The 23,620-nt window shown below is 41.5% G+C and carries 19 protein-coding genes and 1 pseudogene; 5 read left to right on the top strand and 15 right to left on the bottom strand.

Annotated elements, in window-relative coordinates; genetic code table 11:
- Positions 1-14 precede the first annotated feature (14 nt).
- The 13 genes from lpxA to rpsB form a co-directional block, all read right to left on the bottom strand.
- A complete protein-coding gene (lpxA, locus tag P4S61_RS15430; RefSeq protein ID WP_145240493.1) occupies positions 15-785 on the bottom strand; it encodes an acyl-ACP--UDP-N-acetylglucosamine O-acyltransferase in 771 nt (256 codons plus the stop codon).
- A 2-nt stretch (positions 786-787) separates the two neighbouring features.
- Positions 788-1,240 carry a 3-hydroxyacyl-ACP dehydratase FabZ gene (gene fabZ, locus P4S61_RS15425; protein WP_145240491.1) on the bottom strand — a complete coding sequence of 151 codons (453 nt, stop codon included), beginning with the start codon at positions 1,238-1,240 and terminating at the stop codon, positions 788-790.
- Between the two features lie 13 nt (positions 1,241-1,253).
- On the bottom strand, positions 1,254-2,291 hold the full coding sequence (gene lpxD, locus P4S61_RS15420) for a UDP-3-O-(3-hydroxymyristoyl)glucosamine N-acyltransferase (protein WP_182731382.1): 1,038 nt from the start codon (positions 2,289-2,291) through the stop codon (positions 1,254-1,256).
- Between the two features lie 10 nt (positions 2,292-2,301).
- Positions 2,302-2,820 carry an OmpH family outer membrane protein gene (locus P4S61_RS15415; protein WP_145240487.1) on the bottom strand — a complete coding sequence of 173 codons (519 nt, stop codon included), beginning with the start codon at positions 2,818-2,820 and terminating at the stop codon, positions 2,302-2,304.
- 11 nt (positions 2,821-2,831) lie between these two features.
- Positions 2,832-5,303, bottom strand: a complete 2,472-nt coding sequence (bamA, locus tag P4S61_RS15410) for an outer membrane protein assembly factor BamA (RefSeq protein ID WP_337118588.1) — start codon at positions 5,301-5,303, stop codon at positions 2,832-2,834.
- Positions 5,304-5,407: 104 nt separating this feature from the next.
- Complete coding sequence (rseP, locus tag P4S61_RS15405; RefSeq protein ID WP_337118587.1) at positions 5,408-6,760, bottom strand: sigma E protease regulator RseP; 1,353 nt, start codon at positions 6,758-6,760, stop codon at positions 5,408-5,410.
- 1 nt (position 6,761) lies between these two features.
- Positions 6,762-7,967, bottom strand: a complete 1,206-nt coding sequence (gene ispC / locus P4S61_RS15400; protein ID WP_145240482.1) for a 1-deoxy-D-xylulose-5-phosphate reductoisomerase — start codon at positions 7,965-7,967, stop codon at positions 6,762-6,764.
- Positions 7,964-8,830 (bottom strand): phosphatidate cytidylyltransferase, encoded by an 867-nt coding sequence (locus P4S61_RS15395; RefSeq protein ID WP_145240480.1) that lies wholly within the window; start codon positions 8,828-8,830, stop codon positions 7,964-7,966. The genes ispC and P4S61_RS15395 overlap by 4 nt, the downstream gene beginning before the upstream one ends.
- 17 nt (positions 8,831-8,847) lie before the next feature.
- Positions 8,848-9,627, bottom strand: a complete 780-nt coding sequence (locus P4S61_RS15390) for an isoprenyl transferase (RefSeq protein ID WP_145240478.1) — start codon at positions 9,625-9,627, stop codon at positions 8,848-8,850.
- A 58-nt stretch (positions 9,628-9,685) separates the two neighbouring features.
- Positions 9,686-10,207, bottom strand: coding sequence for a ribosome recycling factor (frr, locus tag P4S61_RS15385; protein WP_442961598.1), 522 nt, complete (start codon positions 10,205-10,207; stop codon positions 9,686-9,688).
- Positions 10,208-10,257: 50 nt separating this feature from the next.
- The gene (pyrH, locus tag P4S61_RS15380) at positions 10,258-11,007 is read right to left on the bottom strand and encodes a UMP kinase (protein WP_145240474.1); all 750 of its coding nucleotides are present in this window, start codon (positions 11,005-11,007) and stop codon (positions 10,258-10,260) included.
- Positions 11,008-11,166: 159 nt separating this feature from the next.
- On the bottom strand, positions 11,167-12,018 hold the full coding sequence (tsf, locus tag P4S61_RS15375; protein ID WP_145240472.1) for a translation elongation factor Ts: 852 nt from the start codon (positions 12,016-12,018) through the stop codon (positions 11,167-11,169).
- Positions 12,019-12,123: 105 nt separating this feature from the next.
- On the bottom strand, positions 12,124-12,852 hold the full coding sequence (gene rpsB / locus P4S61_RS15370; RefSeq protein WP_145240470.1) for a 30S ribosomal protein S2: 729 nt from the start codon (positions 12,850-12,852) through the stop codon (positions 12,124-12,126).
- 271 nt (positions 12,853-13,123) lie between these two features.
- Between rpsB and map the strand changes: the two genes are divergently transcribed.
- The 4 genes from map (at position 13,124) to P4S61_RS15350 (ending at position 18,672) form a co-directional block, all read left to right on the top strand.
- Positions 13,124-13,909 carry a type I methionyl aminopeptidase gene (gene map, locus P4S61_RS15365; protein WP_145240468.1) on the top strand — a complete coding sequence of 262 codons (786 nt, stop codon included), beginning with the start codon at positions 13,124-13,126 and terminating at the stop codon, positions 13,907-13,909.
- A 53-nt stretch (positions 13,910-13,962) separates the two neighbouring features.
- Complete coding sequence (gene glnD, locus P4S61_RS15360) at positions 13,963-16,581, top strand: [protein-PII] uridylyltransferase (protein WP_337118585.1); 2,619 nt, start codon at positions 13,963-13,965, stop codon at positions 16,579-16,581.
- 9 nt (positions 16,582-16,590) lie between these two features.
- Entirely contained in the window at positions 16,591-17,418 is an 828-nt protein-coding gene (gene dapD / locus P4S61_RS15355; RefSeq protein WP_145240464.1) for a 2,3,4,5-tetrahydropyridine-2,6-dicarboxylate N-succinyltransferase, read from the top strand.
- A gap of 240 nt (positions 17,419-17,658) precedes the next feature.
- The gene (locus tag P4S61_RS15350; RefSeq protein ID WP_337118584.1) at positions 17,659-18,672 is read left to right on the top strand and encodes a tetratricopeptide repeat protein; all 1,014 of its coding nucleotides are present in this window, start codon (positions 17,659-17,661) and stop codon (positions 18,670-18,672) included.
- A 533-nt stretch (positions 18,673-19,205) separates the two neighbouring features.
- On the opposite strand, the gene P4S61_RS23005 is transcribed toward P4S61_RS15350, so the two are convergent.
- Both P4S61_RS23005 and P4S61_RS23000 read right to left on the bottom strand, forming a co-directional pair.
- The gene (locus tag P4S61_RS23005) at positions 19,206-19,460 is read right to left on the bottom strand and encodes a DUF2804 family protein (RefSeq protein WP_442961568.1); all 255 of its coding nucleotides are present in this window, start codon (positions 19,458-19,460) and stop codon (positions 19,206-19,208) included.
- A gap of 119 nt (positions 19,461-19,579) precedes the next feature.
- Positions 19,580-20,233 (bottom strand): annotated as a pseudogene (locus tag P4S61_RS23000) (DUF2804 family protein); the annotation flags it as partial.
- 260 nt (positions 20,234-20,493) lie between these two features.
- On the opposite strand from P4S61_RS23000, the gene P4S61_RS15340 reads away from it, so the two are divergent.
- Positions 20,494-23,604: an efflux RND transporter permease subunit gene (locus tag P4S61_RS15340; protein WP_182778707.1), complete on the top strand. Its 3,111-nt coding sequence runs from the start codon at positions 20,494-20,496 to the stop codon at positions 23,602-23,604.
- Positions 23,605-23,620 lie beyond the last annotated feature (16 nt).

Genomic DNA, 23,620 nt, shown 5'->3' with positions numbered 1-23,620 from the left:
ACAGCATAAACGAATTAACGAATAATACCGCGTTCAGAATTTTTCACAAAATCAACCATTAACTGTACTGCTGGGTACTTAGCGGCATCATCAGCAAGCGCTGCAAGTGCCTCTTCAACACCTAAGCTCTTGCGGTATAATGTTTTATAAGCACGACGTGTTGCCATTACTTCATCGCTTTCAAAACCACGGCGTTTCATGCCTTCAGTATTAATTGCAACAGGACCTGCTGGCGTACCTATGGTTGTTACAAACGGCGGCACATCTTTGTTGACGCCAGAGTACATACCTACAAAGGCATGTGCCCCCACTTTACAGAATTGATGAATACCTGAATTACCCGCTAAGATAACCCAGTCACCAATATGTACATGGCCTGCAACAGATGCATTATTAGCAAAAATAACGTTATCGCCAATCACTGCATCATGAGCTACGTGAGTGTAAGCCATAAATAAATTATTGCTGCCAATCTTAGTCACACCTTGGTCTTGAATTGTACCTCGGTGGATAGTCGCGCATTCACGAATAACATTGTTATCGCCAATGATAAGTGTGGTTGGCTCATTATTATATTTTTTGTCTTGGCAGGCTTCACCTACAGACGCAAATTGAAATATATGATTTCCTGAACCTATTGTTGACGGACCTTTGACCACAACATGGGATTCGATAATGCAGTTGTCACCAATAACCACATCGTTGCCAATGTAGCTGTAAGGGCCAACTGATACATTATTACCTAACTTTGCACCTGATTCGATTATCGCTGTAGGATGGATCACAATTAAAGCTCTCTTCTCGCACACATGATTTCGGCACTACATACTATTTTGCCATCAACTTTTGCTTCTGCTGCAAACTTCCAAATATTACGACGCTCTTTTAAAAATTGAACGTGTAAATGCATGGTGTCACCAGGCGTTACTGGTTGTTTAAAGCGCGCATTATCTATCGCTGCAAATAAGTATAGTTCATTTTCACTGCGATTTTCGACAGTTTTAAAACCCAATAAACCGGTTGCCTGTGCCATGGCTTCTAAAATTAATACACCAGGAAAAATTGGCTGGTTAGGGAAATGGCCGGTAAAAATCGGTTCATTAAAAGTTACGTTCTTAATTGCATGTAATGATTCACCAGGGGTGTAATCAAGCACACGGTCAACTAGTAGCATCGGGTAACGATGCGGAAGTAAGCTTAAAATTTCTTGTATATCAAGGCTATTTAATTCGTTTGCCAAAATAGCATCCTTATTAATGATCAACGTTTAATGACTTAGTCAGAGTCTCTAGCGCTTTAAGGCGAACTTTCATCTCTGGCAGATTACGTAAATGGGCAATGTTTCTGCGCCACTCTTTATTTGAAGAGTGTGGAAGCCCTGAGGAATAAACACCAGGTTCCGTAATCGCTTTAGTCACCATGCTCATACCCGTAAGTATAACACCATCACAGATATCTATGTGACCATTTATGCCTACAAGCCCCGCAATCTGGCAATTTTTACCAATAGTTGTACTACCAGCTATCACGGTACAGCCAGCAATTGCTGTGCCTGAACCAATTTCAACATTATGAGCAATTTGACATTGGTTATCGATAATCACATTGCTGTGAATAATCGTGTCGTCTATTGCGCCGCGATCAACCGTAGTACCTGCACCAATTTCAACCTTGTCACTAATAATAACGCGACCAAGCTGAGGGATTTTTATCCATTGTCCTTTATCGTTTGCATAGCCAAAGCCATCACTGCCGATTACGCTACTTGATTGAAATAAACAATCATTGCCAATCTCTACATCATGATAAACACTGACATTTGCCCACAGTTTTGTGCCATTGCCAATTTTTGTGTTTTCACCAATAAAGCAATTAGCACCTATTTGCACGTTATCACCAATTACCGCTCCGGCTTCAATCACCGCATTAGCGGCAACAGCGGCTGTGCTTGCAACCGTGGCATCAGGGTGGATCACCGCACTTGGGTGTATACCTGATGACGCTGAACGTGGCGTGGTATCGAGTAACTGAGCTAATTTCGCGTAGCAAACATAGGGGTTAGCAACGATGAGCTTATTACCTTGATAATACTCTGCATCTGCGGCAGATAAGATCACTGCCCCCGCTTGAGTATCACTAAGTTGTGAGCGATATTTCTTATTCGCTAAAAATGCAATATGCCCAGATTGGGCATTTGCAAGTGTAGCAATTTTTGAGATTTCCCAAGCGCCGTCACCGTCAAGCTCGGCGCCTAGAAGTTCCGCAATCTGCGAAAGCGTATAATTATGCATATAATAAGTTCTATTGCTTACTTACTTGATCAACAACTTTACTTGATAAATCAACTACCGTTTTAGGGTTAAAGTAGATAGTAGTATCTTTAACTTTAACTTCATCATATTTACCATCTTTGGCAATATCTTCGATTGCTTTGATGATAAGACCTTGAACTTTAGCTAATTCTTGATTTTGACGAACTTTAATTTCTTGCTCTAAAGGACGACCTTTTTCAGCAAGATTTTTTTGCATACCTTCCACTTTTTCACGTAGGGCATCTTTTTGCGCTTGGCTCATCGTAGTGCTTTCACGCTTGAATTTTTCTGCTTCAAAGCGGATATCGCCCTGCAACTTCTCAAGCTCTTGACGACGCTCAGCAAATTCAGCTTGTAATGTTTGCTCAACTTTTGCCATTTGTGGGATTTGTTTGTAGATTTCTTGCATATCTACGATACCTACTTTATGTGCAAAAGCACTTGCAGAAGTACCCATCATAAGTGTAGCTAAAATGGCAATTGCCGATGATTTAAATGATTTTTTCACAAAAAACTCCTTTAGAATGTATTACTAATGTTAAAGCTGATGGTCTTCGTATCGTCATCTTCTTCTTGTTGCAATGGATACGCAAAACTAATCAACATAGGACCCATAGGTGAGATCCATTGTAGTGATAAACCGGTTGATACCCTAAAGCGCAGCGGATCTGAATAATCCTCAAGCTTAGCGCGTTCATCCGGCCCTAAATTTTTATAACGATCAACGTTAAATTCAGTATCCCATACGTTTGCAGCATCAATAAAGAAGCTGGTACGTACAGAACTGGTATTATCTTCATCCAAGAATGGAGTTGGCACAATTAACTCCATGCCAGCAACCGCTTTAGCATTACCACCAATACGCCCTTGTGGTGTTAACACATCAAACTCTGGCGAACCGCCTATATTGCCTGTTAGGCCACCATCTGGCAACGAAGTGCCCGGAATTAACTGTGGCGTACGTGATATTGCGCGCGGCAATATAGTATTACGGTCAAAACCGCGTAATTCCATTTCTGTTATACGAAAGTACTCTTGGAATGGCAATGTTTGGTCGTAACCATTGGTTGTGCCATAACCGTTACCATAACCAAGCGCAGCACGGGTTGAGAATACCCAACGATGGTTATTCGAAAGCGGCCAATAAAAACGCGAGTCATAGTTTAACTTAAAGTAAGTTAAATCAGAGTTTGGCGTAGTACCTGTTAAGTTTAATGTTTGACGCGAACCTGCAGTTGGGAATAAGCCACGGTTTACTGTCACACGAGACCAGCCAACGCTGAGTTCGTACTTAGTAAAATCAAATCCTTTATCTGGATTATTCGGGTCTAAGAAGGTCTCACGCATAACACGAGTTTGCTCATATTCAGCAATTTCAGATAATTCTTCTTGGATCCAACGTACACCAAAGTTGATACGGTTTACCGCATCAATCGGGAATCCTATATTAGTACCAATCCCGTAGCTTTTCGATTTGTAATCGATGAGGCTAAACTTACTTGCATCGTAATTACTGTAGAAAATACTACTGCCTTGCGACACACCATCTGGGGTGAAGTAAGGGTCGGTATACGATAAACTAACACGTTCTGAACCACGCGAGGTATTGATGTTAAAGCCAATCTGGTTACCCGTGCCTAAGAAGTTAGACTCAGTAACACCGATATTAAATTGCAGACCTAAGTAAGAACCATAAGCAAGACCTGCATTAAAGCTACCTGCTGATTGCTCTTTAACAGTAAAATCGACATCAACTTGGTCATCTATACCAGGGACTGGCACAACATTAAAATCAACACTTTCCATGTAAGGAAGACGTTGAATTTGTAGCTTTGAACGCTCAAGATTCTGATTCGATAACCAGGCGCCTTCCAGCTGGGTCATTTCACGACGTAATACTTCATCTGCGGTATTTTGGTTACCACCAACGATAATACGACGAACATAAACACGCTGACCAGGATTAACTGAGAGTGTTAACTGAACTTCTTTGTTTTCATCGTCAATTTCAGGAATGGTGCGAACTTCCGCATTCGCATAACCGAAACGCGCTAAATAACTTTTGATAAATTCTTCAGATGAGGTAACCACTGAGCCATTATAAAGTTCACCGGCACGAAGTGGAATAACGCTTTTGATCAGTTTTTCACGGCCAAGTAAATCACCAATGAAGTCAAAGCCTTTCACTTTGTATTTTACGCCTTCGGTGATGTTAGCTGTTACATACACAGATTCACGCTCAGGACTAACTGATACTTGTGTTGAGTCAATATTAAAACGTAAGTAACCACGGTCTAAATAATAACTACGAATTTTCTCGAGATCGCCTTCAATGGTTTGTTTCTGGTAGCGATCGCTGCCCATAAACTGCCACCAAGGTAAATCTTGTTGTGACTCAGCAAGTGCTAACAAGTCTTCATCACTAAATAATTCATTACCAACTAAGTTGATCTGACGAATAGATGCGGCATCGCCTTCATCAAACTCAAGTTTTAGCTTAACGCGGTTACGCGGTAACTTAGTGATACTGACATCAATTTTAGCGTTGTATTTACCAATACTGTGGAAAAACTCTATTAAGCCTTTCTCGATGTTATCCACCACAGTTTTATCCAGTGGTTCACCTTGGCGAATATCTTGCTGATCAAGCGACTGAGTAAGCTGCTCGTCTTTAATGTCTTTATTACCTTCAAACTCAATAACACTAATTGTTGGGCGCTCTGTTACTTTAAAAATAACATTATTGCCATCACGTAGTGCCTTGATGTTGTCGAAGTGACCTGAGTTATACAAAGACTTAATCGTTTTTGAAATTGTGTAGTCATCAACATTATCACCCACATTAATAGGAATATGTGTTAATGCCGCTCCCAACGCAACGCGCTGTAAGCCTTCAACTTTTAAATCGTCAACAATAAAGGAGTTTTGGCCTAGGGCTGCAAAGCTAGCACCTAATAAACTTGTTACTGCCAAATGTTTTTTTATAGCCATTTTATTATCTTTATCCTTTACAACGGTATTACCGCTCAACACCTTAAAATTATACTTTAGCGGTGTTTTACAATCGTGTTTTAATTCGAGACTGTCGCAATTGCTTACAATCGCGATACATCATTGAACAAAGCGAAACATGTAAGAAAAATGAGTAGCAAGGCACCCACTTTAAAACCAAATTCTTGTGTCTTTTCAGAGACCGGCTTTTTACGAAAAAGTTCAATTATGTAATACATTAAGTGCCCACCATCAAGCACTGGTAAGGGCAATAAATTAAATACGCCCAGGTTTACACTTATCAATGCTAAGAAGCCTAAAAACGCTACTAAGCCATAGCTTACGCTAGTTCCCGCTCCAACAGCAATACCAACTGGACCACTTAAATTCTTCACTGATACTTGACCAGTAATTAAGTTACCAATCATATCAAAACTTAGGCTGATCAAGCGCCATGTTTCACTTACGCCCAGCACCATACTATCGAGTGGACCATAATGTCTAGTTTCAATGTAACCATCTGGCCATGTTTCAACCACCGGCGCTACACCTAAAAAGCCTTGTAGCAAGCCATCACTATTACGTTGTCCTTTCGGCGTAACATTTAGCAGCTCTATACTATCTTGTCTTTTTACACTAAATTGTAATGATTTGTTAGCGGATTGCTGAATAACATTAACTAACTGCGTCCAACTGGTTATTGTTTCACCATTTACTGCGATAATTTCATCGCCTGCTTGTAAATTAGCGTCTGCTGCAGCAGAGTTTGGCGAAATTGTGGCAACGGTTAAAGTCGCCTGCGGACGAAACGGTACAATACCTAATGAAGCTAATGGTGGCACATCTTGTTGATCAAGTTTCCAACCATCAATATCAAGCATTTTAACCTGTTCTTGAAATTGCTCGTCACGCACGGTAACTGCAACGCTTTTATCACCTAGGCTGGCCATTAACGCAAACGTAGCATCTTGCCAGGTAGCAATATCATCATCGCCAATTTTTATAATTTGCTGACTTGGCGTAATACCGGCTTGCTCAGCGCGGCTACCCTCATTTACTGAGCCAACCACCGGCTTCACCGATTGAACCCCAACCATGTACATCGCAGCTAAAGCAAAGATAGCAAATATAAAGTTAGCCAGCGGGCCTGCCGCTACAATCGCGATACGCGCTTGTACTGACTTGGCATTAAATGATAAGTGACGTTGTTCAGCTGACACCTCATCAACACGTTCATCAAGCATTTTCACGTAGCCACCTAAAGGAATTGCTGCAATGACATATTCAGTGTCGTGTTTATCGTGCCATTTTATTAGCGGTTTACCAAAGCCAATAGAAAACCTTAACACCTTCACACCCGCTTTGCGGGCAACCCAAAAATGGCCATATTCATGCACTGTTACTAAAATTCCCAGCGCTAGAATAAAAGAACCTAAATTCCACAGAAAATCGAACATATTAGCGTACTACCTTTGCAATGAGTTGCGTCGCTTGAAGTCGAGCTAAACGGTCACATTCAAGAATTTCATCGAGCGTGTGTACGTTTACATCAACCGTTGTGTCTAATGTTTGTGCATTAATGCGGTATATATCAGTAAAGCCTATCTGCCCTTGTAAAAATGCCTGCACAGCAATTTCATTGGCAGCATTAACTGTCGTTGTAGCACCTTGTCCAGCATTACACGCAGCAATAGCTAATTGTAAATTGGGATAGCGGGCAAAATCTGGTTTCGTAAAAGTAAAATCAGCAAGCTGTGAAAAATCCAGTGGTGTTACTCCAGCATCAATACGCTGTGGGTATGCTAAAGCATGAGCAATCGGTGTACGCATATCTGGATTCCCCATTTGCGCTAGCACCGAGCCATCTTGGTATTGCACCATTGAATGAATAATACTTTGCGGGTGAATGACCACTTCAATATCGTTTGCCTGGCAGTTAAATAGCCATTTAGCCTCAATAAACTCAAGGCCTTTATTCATCATAGTGGCTGAATCAACAGATATCTTTTGTCCCATAGACCAATTTGGATGCGCCACGGCTTGTGCCACAGTAACGTCTTTTAAAGAGGCAATATCACACGTTAAAAAAGGCCCACCAGAACCGGTAAGTAAAATTTTACTTACCCCATGCTCATGTAACTGTGCATTAGTTTTAGAGCCTTGCAGTGCACTTGGCAGGCACTGGAATATGGCATTATGTTCACTGTCAATCGGTAGTAAAGTGGCTTTATGTTGTTTTACTTTATCAATAAACAACTGACCTGACATGACTAAAGATTCTTTATTCGCCAGTAATACTTTTTTACCTGCTTCTACCGCACTGAGTGTAGGTATGAGCCCTGCTGCACCAACAATCGCCGACATTACCGCGTCAACGTCTGGGTGAGCGGCCAGTTCACTCATGGCGGCAATGCCACTGCGGATCACTGTTTTGCAGCCACTGCCCGATAAGTGTTGGCTTAACTTAGCTGCAGCGCTGTCATCTGCCATCACTGCAAAGCGTGGTTGATGAGCAATACACAATTGCGCCATCAATTCACTATTATTACCTGCCGCAAGTGCAAATACAGCAAACTGTTCTTGATTACGCGCAACAACATCTAAGGTACTTAAACCAATGGAACCTGTCGCGCCGAGAATGACGAGTTGTTGTCTACAACTCATAAACTAAGTGTCCATGCATAGCACAACACAAAAATGGGGGCTGCAGCAGTTAGGCTGTCAAGACGATCTAAAATACCCCCATGGCCAGGCAAACATGAGCCACTATCTTTAAGACCAGCTTCGCGTTTAAACATACTTTCGAGTAAGTCGCCAATAGCTGAGAATAACGCGATGAATACAGTCATAATCGCGTAAATTGGCCAAACAGACATATCTACATTGGTAAAATGACAAAACGCTAAAACAAAAATTACCGCAGCAACTAAGCCACCAGCTAAACCTTCAATGGTTTTATTAGGGCTCACTTTTGGCATTAACTTATGCTTGCCAAAGTTTTTACCCGTAAAGTATGCACCAATGTCAGCACTCCATACGATCCCCAGTACCACTAAAATAAGCATCGAACCAAAGTGCGTTGATTGCTCATAGTTAGCACTGCGCAGTGTATTAAGCGCAAGCCACAGCGGTACTAAGGTGAGAATACCGGCAATAGCGCGCATAACCACTCCTTCGTTCCATGCTTTAGCCATTGCTGGGTAGCGCCATACTAGGTAGGTGGCTACAATCCACCACGAAAATGACAGTGTGAATATATAATTTGCGTCTCCTACGAGCTGGCCGTCGACCCACAGTCCATCAATTGGCCAATGCCAATTAAGCAGTACCAGTAACAAGCCAATAAACGTCACAAACGAAAAACGTTTAACTTTATCGCATAACCCCATAAATGCCGACCATTCCCACGCGCCTAATAAAACAATCGCGCCAGCAATGTAACTAAACAATGTAAGAGGTGTATAAAAAACCAACACCAGTGCCAAAGGCGCTAGCACTAAAGAGGTTAAAATTCGTTGTTTTAGCAAAGTGTTACCCTTTTTAATTAGGTTTCAGCGAGTAATTGTTTTATTTGTTCGCCAGTACAACCAAACCGTCGCTCTCTGGCAACGTAACAAGCGATAGCATCAGCAAAAGCTGCTTCATTGAAGTCAGGCCAAAGCGTATCGGTAAAGTAAAGTTCAGCATAAGCAGCTTGCCACAATAAAAAGTTGCTTATGCGTAAATCGCCACCAGTACGGATCAACAAGTCAGGTTCAGCCTGATCTTGCATACTCATATGGGCGGCTAAATCGTGCTCTGTAATATCATCAGGGTTTAACGTCCCTGCAGCAATCAGCTTACCTAATTGCTTTGCAGCATTTGTTATATCCCATCGACCACCATAATTTGCCGCTACATTCAGTTGCAAACCAGTATTATTAGCCGTTAATTCATGTGCTGCATCAACCTTGCTGCGCAAAGTATCTGAAAAACGAGATAAGTCACCAATAATGGTTAACTTAACATTATTTTTGTGTAGCTTTTTAACTTCCTTACTCAGCACAAACAAAAACAGCTCCATCAAGGTACTGACTTCATCTTCGGGGCGATGCCAGTTTTCACTACTAAAAGCGAATAGAGTCAATGACTCTACTCCTAATTTAGTACAAAACTGCACAGACTGACGAACCGCATCCACGCCTTTTTTATGACCGTACACACGTGGCCTATTCTTGGCTTGTGCCCAACGACCATTGCCATCCATGATTATAGCGACATGCTTGGGTAAACATTGCTGGGAAATTTTATCAGCGTTAAGAACCATAAATATCGAGTATTCCATAAAAAAACGCCGCCTAGTATACCCCAGACGGCGTTTCAAAACTAATAAATTTACTAGCTTAGATTTCCATCAACTCGGCTTCTTTCGCCGCTAATTGAGTGTCCATCTCTTTAATGAATTTGTCCGTAAGCTTTTGAATTTCATCATCAGATTGACGCGCTTCATCTTCAGAAATATCTTTATCTTTCAATAAGTTTTTAACGTCACCGTTAGCATCACGACGAATATTACGGATTGCAACACGGCCGCTTTCAACTTCACCACGAACGATTTTAATTAAGTTTTTACGACGTTCCTCAGTTAGCGGAGGAAGTGGTACACGGATCACAGAACCTGCTGACATTGGGTTTAAACCTAAGTCAGATGCCATGATTGCTTTCTCTACCGCTTGTGCAAGCGATTTATCAAATACACTTAACGCAAGTGTACGTGAATCTTCAATTGTTACATTGGCAACTTGGTTCAATGGCGTTGGTGCGCCGTAATATGGCACCATAATGCCATCTAATATTGCCGGATGAGCACGGCCAGTACGGATTTTAGATAGTTGACTGCTAAGTGCCGTTACACTTTTCTGCATACGTTCTGCAGCATCTTTTTGAATATCGTTTATCACGGTTCAATCCTAATCTAGTTAATAACTTCATCTGAGGCTTGTGAAGAGATAAGAGTGCCTTCTTCTTCGCCCATAATTACACGCTTTAAAGCGCCTGATTTATTCATATTAAATACGCTCAACGGCATCTTGTGATCACGCGCAAGAGTGAATGCCGCAAGATCCATTACTTTTAATTCTTTTTCAATGATTTCATTGTAGCTCAAGTGACGGTAAAGTGTCGCCTCTGGATTTTTTACCGGATCATCACTGTAAACACCGTCAACCTTGGTGGCTTTAATCACGGTATCGGCTTCAATTTCAATACCACGTAAACACGCGGCCGAATCCGTTGTAAAGAATGGATTACCAGTACCGGCTGCAAAAATAACTACACGGCCCGTTTTTAATAAGCTAATTGCCTCAGCCCAATTGTATGCATCACACACACCGTTAAGTGGGATAGCTGACATTAAACGACAATTTACAAATGCGCGGTGCAACGCATCACGCATTGCAAGACCATTCATGACAGTTGCTAGCATCCCCATATGATCGCCAACTACGCGATTCATGCCTGCTTCAGCAAGTGAGCCGCCACGTAAAAAGTTACCGCCACCGATAACTAAACCCACTTCTACGTCGAGTTCTACAAGCTCTTTGATTTCTTGCGCCATACGATCTAATACTTTTGGGTCGATGCCGAAGCCTTCGTCTCCCATCAGTGCTTCACCGCTTAATTTGAGAAGAACGCGTCTAAAAATAGGTTTACGATTGATTGTCATAGTATTTGGGCCAACTTTATAAAAAAAGGATAAAAAATAACCGCGCTTATGATTTTCACATAAAGAGCGCGGTTATTTTAAAGAATTTTCAGCGATGACGCAAAAGCAAATAACAGAATAATTTCATCTAACTCACTTTTTCGTCAAAGGAAATCGATTTTATTGACCTTTAGCAGCAGCAATCTGTGCAGCAACTTCAGCAGCAAAATCTTCAGTTTTCTTCTCGATACCTTCACCAACTTCTACACGTACGAAGCCAGTAACTGTTGCGTTTTTCTCTTTAAGAATTTCGCCAACAGATTTTTTAGGTTCCATGATGAAAGCTTGACCAGTAAGAGAAACCTCACCAGTGAATTTTTTCATGCGACCAACAACCATCTTCTCAGCGATTTCAGCAGGCTTGCCTTCGTTCATCGCGATTTCGATTTGTACTTGCTTTTCTTTTTCAACAACGTCAGCAGGTACATCTTCAGGTGCTAGGTACTCTGGGTTTGAAGCAGCAACGTGCATTGCAACGTGCTTAAGTGTTTCTTCATCAGCAACACCAGCAACAACAACACCAATACGCTCACCGTGACGGTACTCAACTAGTTGCTCACCAGCAATGTACTGTAAACGACGTACGTTGATGTTTTCGCCAATTTTAGTAACTAGTTCAACACGATCTTCTTCGAACTTAGCTTGTAAGTCTTCGATAGAAATCGTTTCTGCAATAGCAGCATCAGCAACTTTGTTAGCAAATGCTAAGAAACTTACGTCTTTTGCTACGAAGTCAGTTTGACAGTTAACTTCAACTAGTACTGCAACACCTGCATTTTGCTTGATGATGATAGTACCTTCAGCAGCAATGTTACCTGCTTTTTTAGCAGCTTTTGCAGCGCCACTTTTACGCATATTTTCAATCGCTAACTCGATGTCACCATCTGTTTCAGTTAACGCTTTTTTACAATCCATCATGCCAGCGCCGGTACGCTCGCGTAATTCTTTAACTAGGGCAGTAGTTACAGCCATTAGTAAATCCTCAAATCTGAATTCAGGTTTAGATAAGCGGGTTACCCGCTCTACAAGAATAGCAAGTCTTCATCTAAAATTAGATGAAGACTTGATGACAGCTAATTACTCAGCTTCTACGAAGTCGTCTTTCTCAGCTTGAGCAACGATATTGCTCTCACGACCTTCAGTGATTGCTGCTGCAACTGCGCCTGTGTAAAGGTTGATTGCACGGATAGCATCATCATTACCAGGTACGATGAAATCAACACCGTCTGGGTTAGAGTTAGTATCAACGATCGCAACAACTGGAATACCTAGGTTGTTAGCTTCACGGATAGCGATGTGCTCGTGGTCTGCATCGATAACGAAAAGTGCGTCAGGAAGACCACCCATGTTTTTGATACCGCCAAGGCTCTTTTCAAGCTTTTCCATTTCGCGGTTAAGCATTAACGTTTCTTTCTTAGTTAACTTCTCGAAAGTACCGTCTTGGCTTTGGATCTCAAGGTCTTTAAGACGCTTGATTGATTGACGAACTGTTTTCCAGTTAGTCAACATACCACCTAACCAACGGTGATTTACGTAATACTGATCACTAGCGATAGCGGCTTCTTTAACCGACTCGCTTGCTGCGCGCTTAGTACCAACGAAAAGAACTTTACCTTTGTTTGACGCAGCACCAGTTAAAAACTTAAGTGCGTTGTTGAACATTGGAACAGTTTGCTCAAGGTTGATGATATGAACACGGTTACGTGCGCCGAAGATGAAAGGCTTCATCTTAGGATTCCAGTAACGTGCTTGGTGACCGAAGTGAACACCAGCTTGAAGCATGTCGCGCATTGAAACGTTTGCCATTTTGTATTTCCTCTGTTTAGTTTAGGGTTAGGCCTCCACATACCCCATAGCACCAACACCGCAGTTAAATGAAACTGAAATGCACCCAAGTGTATGTGACGATACGTGTGTGTGTTAAAATAAAATTGTGTTTGCCTTAAATACAAAAAATCATTTAAGAATTTATTTGTAAAAAGACGGCGCGCTTTATACCATATTAAAAACAAATATTCAACGTCGCGTGCAAAATTTGTGCGACGATAAATGTGTAAAACTCGACAATGGAGCCTCCATGAGTGCTGTGATCAAGACCCCTGAAGAAATAGAGAAAATGCGTGTAGCCGGGCGCTTAGCGGCAGATGTCCTGGAAATGATAGAGTCACATGTAGTTCCCGGTGTAACCACTGATGAACTAAATACAATTTGTCATAATTATATTGTCGATGTGCAAAAGGCAATTCCTGCCCCACTAAATTACCATGGTTTTCCTAAATCAATTTGCACCTCAGTAAACCATGTAATTTGCCATGGTATTCCTAACGACAAAGCATTAAAAGATGGCGACAGTGTCAATATCGATATCACGGTTATCAAAGATGGCTACCACGGCGACACATCAAAAATGTTTCATGTTGGCACGCCAAACATCCAAGGCAAGCGTCTTGCTGAAGTAACGCAAGAAAGCCTTTATTTAGCAATAAAAATGGTTAAACCAGGCGTGCGTTTAGGTGATATCGGCGAAGCGATTCAAAAATATGCAGAGAGCTTTAACTACTCAATTGTTCGTGAATATTGCGGCCATGGTATTGGTGCAGAGTTTCATGAAGAACCACAAATAATGCATTATGGCCGCGCTGGAACTGGCGAAGCCCTAAAAGCAGGTATGTGTTTGACTATTGAGCCAATGGTTAACGCGGGTAAACGCCAGTGTAAACTACTAAAAGATGACTGGACTGTGGTTACTAAAGACCGTAGCTTGTCTGCGCAGTGGGAACACACCTTATTAGTAACTGAAAATGGTGTTGAAATTTTAACGCTTCGATCAGATGATACGATTGACCGGATCATTGAACATTAAATACTGACTCACCCGACTTAGGGTGAAATTAGTATGCTAAGGAGCCAGCCCACGTGGCATTACCCAATAAAGTTAAAAAATTGCTCAGCGATGCTGAGCAATTAACCGATTATCGCGATTGTTCTAATTATTTTTATAAATGGTTACAAAACGAGTTTTCAAAACAGCCAGTCGGTAATTTGATTAATGCCCGGGCTGAGTTTATCGACCGCTTACTGATTAAACTGTTTCATGTTTATGATTTAGCCCATGAGCCAGATTTAGCCTTGATCGCCGTTGGCGGTTACGGTCGCGGTGAGCTGCATCCCTATTCAGATATCGATTTTTTACTGCTAGTTACTGAGCAACCTAGTGATGCCGTGTGTGAAAAAATCGGCCAATTTGTGACCATGCTCTGGGATCTTAATTTAGAAATTGGCCACAGTGTGCGTACCATTGAGCAAGCGATTGAGCAAAAACGTGCCGACGTAACTTTTGCCACTAGCTTGCTTGAAAGTCGACTACTGTTCGGTAATCACATTGAATATGAAAAACTCAAAGAGCATATTCTTGATACGCCTGTATGGCACTCTGACGAATTCTTTTTAGCAAAAGTACATGAGCAACAACTGCGTCATAAAAAATGTCACGGTACAGCATACAACCTCGAACCAAATATCAAAGAAAATCCTGGTGGCCTGCGAGATCTGCAAACCATCATTTGGGTTGCTAAAAAACATTTTAGAGCCGAAACCTTACAAGAGCTTATTAGCCACGGCTATCTCACTCATGAAGAATACCAAGAGCTCCTAGAGTGTTTAGAAAATCTCTGGAATATCCGTTTTGCGCTGCATTTAGCGGCTGGACGCTCTGAGAACCGGTTGTTATTTGATCATCAACCACTGGCTGCTGATTTACTTGGCTTTGGTAGCGATGGTAAAGCCTCAGTTGAGCGGATGATGAAGCGATTATTTAGGATCATGAGCCGGGTCCGTGAGCTAAATCAAATGTTGTTATCATATTTTGAACAAAGCATTTTACCGGAAAGTAACGAACAAGCAGTGGTTGAACTCGATCGTAATTTCGAACGTGTTGGCCATCAAATTAGGGTAAAAAATCCGTCCGTGTTCTTTCGCCGTGATCAACTATTTGTATTGTTCGAACACATTGCCGATAACCCTGAAATTACCCATATTTACCCAAGTACTATCCGTACCATTCGCCAAGTGCGCCGTCGCCTGTTAGGAGATTTGCAAGATTATGCCGCCTGTCGCGAAGCATTTTTACGGTTAATTAAACACCCTAACGGCATGGGTCGTGCATTTACTTTAATGCACAAGCACGGCATGCTTGCCGCTTATTTACCCCAGTGGCGAAACATTTTTGGGCAGATGCAATTTGACTTATTTCACGCTTATACTGTGGATGAACATACTCACAAGTTGATCAATAACATTTATCAATATTTTGATAAAGCAAACGTCAGTGAGTTTCCTATTTGTTGTGAAATAGTCACCCGCATGGACAAGCCCGAGCTACTGTATTTAGCGGGTATCTTCCATGACATTGCCAAAGGCCGTGGCGGCGATCACTCAGAACTCGGTGCTGTTGATGCCATTGCTTTTGCCAAATTACACCGTTTTTCAACTTCCGATGGCAAATTGATTGCTTGGCTAGTTAGTAACCATTTACTTATGTCTGTAACTGCACAGCGTAAAGATATTAATGACCCAGATGTGATCAAAGACTTTGCTACTCGAGTTAAAACCGAACGACAACTTGATTATCTATACTGCTTAACCGTCGCAGATATTCGCGCCACTAACGACAACTTGTGGAATGATTGGAAAAACACCTTGTTGCGTGAGCTTTACCTGCATACTCAAAGGGCGTTACGGTTAGGCCTTGAAAATCCTATGGATCAGCGCGACCAAATTCGCGATAAAAAGCATCAAGCCAAACAACGGTTAATCAACAATGGCTATGATGAAAATCAGATTGATTTAATTTGGAGCCGTTTTAAAGCAAATTACTTTACGGCCTTTAGTGAACAACAACTATCATGGCACACCGAACATTTACTAAACTGCGTTGATTTAAGCCAACCCAGTGTTGCGGTATCAAATACAGCCATGCACGGCGGTACACAGATTTTTGTTTATAGCCCCTACTCCGGCGGTTTATTTGCCCGTTTAGTAAGTGTGATCGGCTCTAAAAAAGCGCAAATTCAACATGCTCAAGTGCTCACCACTCGCGACGGCTATGTGCTGTTTAGCTTTGTCGTACTTGAAGTCAGTGGCGACCCGATTGCCAGCGCTCAAGCGCAGTCAATCAAACGCGGCCTTGATCAAGCGCTTGCTGATCCGAAAAAGAAAATTCGCTTTAAAAAGAACCGCTCACAACGCTTTAAAGATTTTAATATTAAACCAAAAATTATCCTGCGCCCTCACCCGCGTAGAGACCGCAGCTTAATCGAAATTCAAGCGGTAGATATTCCTGGCTTATTAACCAAAATTGCCGAAGTGTTTCAAGCCCATTTATTACATATACACGCCGCGCGGATCACCACCGTAGGTGAACGTGCAGAAGATTTCTTCGTGGTATCGAATAACGAATACCAAGCTCTTACCGACGAAGAACAAGCAAAAATTCATCAAGCATTGCGTAAAAAACTCAACGCAGAAACCGAATAAGAGGATCTTATGTCAGATTTAAAAACCACCATTGAAAACGCCTGGGATAACCGTGATAGCATCAGCCCGAGCACAGTACCTAGTGATGTAAAACAAGCCATAATCGATGTACTTGAGCTACTTGATAGTGGTGCCGCACGCGTTGCTGAAAAAATCAGTGGTGAGTGGGTTGTCCATCAATGGCTAAAAAAAGCCGTGTTACTGTCGTTTCGTATTCGTGACAATCAACCAATGAACGACGGCGTAAACCAGTTTTATGACAAAGTACCACTGAAATTTAGCGACTATACACCGGAGCAATTTCAGCAAGGTGGCATGCGCGTTGTACCAAACGCTGTTGCCCGTAAAGGCAGCTTTGTCGGTAAAAATGTAGTATTGATGCCATCATATGTAAACATTGGTGCTTACGTTGATGATGGCACTATGGTTGATACATGGGCCACTGTAGGCTCGTGTGCACAAATTGGTAAGAACGTACACTTGTCAGGAGGTGTTGGCATAGGTGGCGTTTTAGAGCCATTACAAGCCAATCCTACTATCATTGAAGATAACTGTTTTATTGGTGCACGCTCTGAAATTGTAGAAGGCGTGATCGTTGAAGAAGGCGCTGTTATTTCAATGGGTGTTTACATCAGCCAAAGTACTCGCATTTACGACCGCGAAACTGGCGAGATCCACTACGGCCGCGTACCAGCAGGTGCAGTGGTTGTTCCAGGCGCACTGCCATCAAAAGACGGTACTCACAGCTTGTACGCTGCAATTATCGTGAAAAAAGTAGATCAGCAAACCCGCGAAAAAGTAGGGATTAATGCATTATTGAGATCGATAGACGAATAATAGAGAGCTGAAAAGTTCTAAACGATAAGCTGATTGACATTAACAGTAAATAAATGAAAGCCCTAAATCTATATAGATCTAGGGCTTTTTCTATCTGTGTTATTTTCTCTTTTATGATAAATATCACCTTTAAATACAACATACTTGATAGCTAAGAACTTATTCTGGTTTATTAGCTTTGATTTGTATGACTGCGGCAACTATAATTATCAATCACATCATTAAGTAATTGAGATCAAGTTGTTACGGCTTTTCGTTATATGTTGGTTCCTGTTACTTGGTTTTCAGCAAGCTTTTGCTACTGAACTAAGCACTTTTGAAAATAAGTTAAACGAAGCTGAAGACTACCTTGTGGTCAACCCAGCGCAATCTATTATTATTCTTGAAAATCTTGACGATATCGATAAAGTTTCACCTGAGTTATTTATTCGTTGGCATCTTATTAACGCCCGAGCAGCCGTTCCGACCAGCCAATTTGACCGCCTTCATCAGTCTGTAGATGCGATATTTAGTCAGCAGCAAGTCCCTTATTTCAAAAAGAGAATAACGTCTATTATGAGTGCGTTAGGTATTTGGCTACGCTATGCAGAGTATTTAGACGATGCCCAACTAAGTTTTCAATGTGGTTATAAATACGCTGAAAATGATCGTCAACGCTTGACGCTTACCAACAGTATGGCACTGGTCGCTATGGCACAAAATAACAATGACGAAGCGCGTAACCTATATGCCGAAAGCTATAATTTCACGGTGCGTTTAAACCTCCCTAATGTTGTCGCCATGATAGAAAGTAACTTGGGCTATTTGGCACTTGATGAGAATAAAATCCCAGAAGCTGAACATTATTTTCGTAGTGCCTTAAGCCGTTATCAAATTATTGACAAGCGAGCGGGACAAATTTCTGCAGGATTAAATCTGTTAATGGTATTTTTGATCCAAGATCAAACAATAAACTTTGAAAGGTTATACGGACCCACATCCACTTTAACCCATGCCTTTCCCAATGAGGCTAAACAAGCTTTATTACTGTGGCTGGAAATGCGTTTTAAAAAACTTAAAGGAAATTATGTTAGCCGAAAGGACATAGCACAATTGCAAATAGCTTACGAGCAATTAGAAAGCGATCAAATGAAAACCTTTGTACACCGTTACTTTGCTAAAAAGCTCGAAGTCCCTATCGTACCACCAAAGAAAATCCTCCCTAAAAAGTTTACTCGTTCTTGGTTTGAGTTAGTTAAAAAATGTCAGTGGTAATTGTTGGTGGCACTTTACAACATTTCCTTTTTTCTTATTACCAACTGGGTGGATTTAATTTCGCAGCGCTGGGGTTCACGCCTGAGCAATTTGGTTACAGTGAGATTTTTGGGGACTTGGCTCACTGCTGGGGAGAACGGCTTGCTGGCGAAGCATGTGTCGCAGCATTTGCTGTTGCAAGCTGCCGCGACTTTACTCACGTTGGGTGCTGTCGGTGTTTACCTAATACAAGATTCGATTTGGTTTATCACACAGTGCATTAAGCACTATAGTCGTTGAACAAATCGATTGAATTTAGTGACGCGGCAACGAGCTGATCTTGGGATAGATGTTAAGTTCATTTTTAAACGATAGTCAGGTTATACCAATCGTGTAAAGTTACTGACCATTTATAGCGACAGATAAATGCAGTGATAACAAGGCATAAATTTTGACATGCAGTTGTTCTACTTGAAAAAATTATAACGCAGTTAGCGCTTTATTTAGCTCGCTAGGGTGGTTAAATATTTAAGTCGATTGGTATTAAGTACTCTTTACCACTTCGCATAGTGGTCTTCGGTAAATCCCCATTCGCCGTTAAGTGTGATAACTTCGTCTGCAAGAGTTATTTCACCATAGTAACGGCCAAAGTATTGAGTGAAGTTAGTCGCGATAATAATTAAGTTGGTTTTATCTTGGCGTTTACCTGCTGGTTCGAAGTATAAATTGATGATACCGTCGTTTGAACGCAGCCGCCATTTACTCGTTGCTTTAGCATTACCATAGCGCTCAAATTGAAAATCGACCATATCAATTTTATAAAGCGTGCCATCGAGCCACAAGGCGTTTTCGGTAAAACCTGTTTCAATAACCCCGCACTTAAATTTAAACCTAAGCGGCGGCCATCAGCTAATGTGCAGGCTAAACTCCCCCAGTTCCAAAAGGTTTCGCGACGCATGAAACCCGCGCTCCAATCAACACTTGCCAGTACTTTAAGCTCTTCAAATACATATTTGTTACCACGCCACTGAAGTGTTCCAGTACAGGGTAATGCGGCAGTTTTTTGGGTAAAATGAAAGCCTGTAAAACCGGCACGAACACACACCGCAAGCGGGTTATAATTTATCGATTCATCAATACAGGCACTAATTTTCAGCCCGGACTTTAAATTTACCTCTACCGAGCGTATTTGCGGCTTAGCGGTTGTATTAATAGTTACGCTGTTACGCCCTTTTCGAAAAGTCGCTTGCCCGGTGTTTGGTGTGCTATCAATACACGTATTTAAAGCCAGTAAGCTGATAAAACTGACTTCATCGAATTCTGTCGTTTGTGGGTCGTATACATATACAAAACATTGACTCGCAATTTTTAAATCAACGATCGCTAAACCAATAATTAACTGCTCGCAACTCAAACTAATAAATTGAAATTGATTAAAGCTTAACTTTTTAAAAAGCGTACTTCTGGATTTACCCATAGTACTACGCAGGTCAAAATCCAAGTAATTGATGTCATCTACTCCATCTGGAAAAATACCAAAGTCGGCTTGTCCATCTTGGTCAATCAGCTCATGCTTTTTCATGATAAGCTCCTTGCTTTTTAAACAACATTTTATCGATTAAAAATATTGTTAGTAAGTCTAACTCAAAACAACTTAAAAATGATCGCTTAAAAAAGTGCCACCGAATTTATACTTAAAGTGTTACAAGTTATTACAAAATTGCCTCTTTTGGCGGATTTAGTGGTTTCTTGGTTACTTTTTGACATACATTCTATTTATGATAGTGGCGCTTTTTTTACATATCACTACAATGCACAAAAACAAATATTGGAAGACACACAATGAACCTGACACGTAGTTCGCTAAAAAACCCTGCGAGTGTCATTGTTATCTTGGTGCTAATTATGTTGTTTGGCATATTAAGCATTTTTAAGTTGCCGATTCAATTAACCCCTGATATTGAACAACCGCAAATTACAATTTTCTCTGGTTGGCGACAAGCTGCACCCGAAGAGATTGAATCGGTTATCATTGAGCCCATTGAAAATGCAGTTAAAAATACACCTGGCGCATTAGAAGTAAATACCAATATCAACCGAGGCAATGGCGCTATTACGCTAACCTTTGCTGTTGGCCAAAATATGCAACAAGCCATGCTTGATGTATTAACCAGCCTTAATCAAGCTCCCCCTTTACCTTTAGACGCATTCGACCCTGTTGTATTCGCTGGCGGAAATAATGGTGAGGCGGCAGCAACCTTACTGATCACACCTAAAGATTATCAATCGGATAGTTTAGATTTTGATATGTCGCAGTTTCAAAAACAAATTGATGAGTTTATCGAACCACGATTAGCGCAAATTCCAGGTGTTGCGCGGGTGGATCTGGCCAGTGAACGCCCGAAAGAATTGCGTATTACGTTTGATCCGCATAAAGCAGCAGCCTTAGGAATAAGCCTAGATAAAATTAGTAACGTACTTGCCAGTTCACGAGATACTTCAGGTGGCTTAGCTAATGTAGGTAGGCGCCAATATACAGTGCGTTTTACGGGACAATATGACTTATCTAGCATGGCACAAATGCGCGTTGGTTACTCAGATGATAGGCCTATTTATTTAGGCGATATAGCCAGTGTTGAACGGACTTACTCTGACCGCTTAGGTATGAGTGGACGTAATGGAAAACCAGCCTACTACATCCGTATTTCTCGCGCTAATAAAGCCAATACGGTTGCGTTACTTGACGATATTAATCTAGCAATAAAAGAGCTAAATGAAGGGCCGCTGGCAGCGAATGGACTCTCTATTGAGCTTAGTTTTGATGCCTCGGTGCATATACGCAATGCACTGTCGTTAGTTAAAAGTAACTTAGGCCTTGGCGTTATTTTGTCTTGCTTAATTTTATGGTTATTTTTTAGAGGCCTGAAAGCTACTTTAGTGATTGCAGCGACTATTCCAATCTCATTGATGGTGGCATTTTTAGCGCTTAATGTTTTTGACCGTAGTCTAAATGTTATATCACTCGCGGGTCTGGCATTTGCTGTTGGCTTAGTGTTAGATGCGGCTATTATAGTACAAGAAAATATCGCCAGACTTCGCGCTGAAGGCCTAGATAATAAAAAAGCGGCGCTTAAAGGAGCGGCCCAAGTTACTGGGGCGTTATTTGCATCAACAACAACGAGTGTTGCAATATTTTTACCTATTTTATTTATGGCTGGTATTGAAGGGCAATTGTTTTCTGATTTAGCACTGACACTCTCTGTAGCGGTTATCACATCAATGATATGCGCAATTACACTTATCCCATTAGCGAATCATCTATGGCCCGATGCGCAAATCAAAGCGGACCCATATCATTACTATTGGCAAAAGCTCAGTAATTTTATTATGAAGTTAACGAACACTCGCGTTAAGCAAATTATGTGGATTATCGTATTACTTGGCGGCTCAGTGATAGCAACATTAACTATGCTACCGAAAACCGATTTTATGCCACGCGCGCCTACTGATGGCTTCTTTTTCAATTTGGTCACGCCACCAGGTGGGAATGTGCAATTTATGGAAGAAGAGCTCTTACTCAGAGTTAAAAAACGACTCATGCCCTACTTCAATGGCGAAAAAGAACCTGGCATTAAAGATTTTAATTTTTATGCTTTTGGCTCAAATGCAGGTGGCTTTATTTACTCAGCCGATCCACAACGAGTCGAAGAGTTAATGAAAGTAGCCAAAGAAGAGATTTTTATTGATTTACCCGACACGCAAGTATTTTTCTTTCGTGGTTCAATGATCCAAGTTGCAAACGGTGGTGATGGCCGCGATATCAATATTGACCTAACCGGGCCGAACATGGATGACTTAGTTAATGCAGCACAAATTGCACTAAACGCCGTCAATGAAGTTCTACCAGATGCTACCGCCCAGCCACAGCCTCGTCTTGATATGGCTGAACCTGAACTTAGACTAACACCTAATGATCGCCGTATTACCCAAGCAGGCCTGACTCGTCGAGATGTATCGCAAGCAGTACAAGCATATACTGGTGGTTTATTTGTGAATGAATATTTTGATGGTAATGAACGCATGAATGTCATTTTACGAGGCATTCCTTGGCAAACCCCAGAAGAACTAAAAGCACTGCCGATTGTTACCCCACAAGCAGGTATACAAAGCCTTGGCGAGCTTGCCAACATTGAACGTACTGTGGGACCCACTCAGTTACGTCGGGTAAATGGTCGCCGTACAGTGAGCATAGTAGTAACTCCACCTGCTGATATGAGCTTACAACAAGCGCAAGCAATTTTAAGCGAACAGGTAATGCCTAAAGTCAGAGCTAGCCTGCCAAGTAATGCGGGAGCAATATTGGCTGGCAACGCACAAAAAATGAATTCGGCGATGACCGAAATGGCGCTGAATTTTGTGTTGGCGTTGTTTATTTTATTTTTATTAATGACAGCACTGTTTAAATCCGCAAAAGACAGTGCGTTGGTTTTACTGGTTATGCCTCTAGCCATTGCTGGTGGCGTATTAGCGCTGTTTATTTTAAACCTATTTACTTTTCAATCGCTTGATTTGCTCACCATGATAGGGTTTATCATTTTGTTAGGGTTAGTAGTTAACAATGCCATATTATTAGTGGATCAAACTAAGGTAGCGATGACATCAGGTTTAAGTCGTGAGGCGGCGGTCAAACAAGCGATATTACTAAGGGCAAGGCCTGTTTACTTAAGTACACTTACGAGCTTATTTGGCATGCTGCCATTGATGCTAATGCCAGGTGTAGGCTCTGAAATTTACAGAGGGCTTGCAACCGTTATAGTCGGTGGTATGGCGATCAGTGCGTTGTTCACTCTCATTTTAATGCCTAGTTTGTTACAGCTAGGCCGAAGCACACCGCCTGCGTCAAATAATAAATCAGTAAACAATACAGCAAAAAGTTTAGCTACAAGCCAATGAGTATAGAGAACCTAAT

This window comes from Pseudoalteromonas sp. B160, from assembly GCF_037162485.1.
GTDB lineage: Bacteria > Pseudomonadota > Gammaproteobacteria > Enterobacterales > Alteromonadaceae > Pseudoalteromonas > Pseudoalteromonas rhizosphaerae.
Note: the sequence above shows the minus strand (reverse complement) of the source record. Positions and strands in the feature narration are given on the sequence as shown.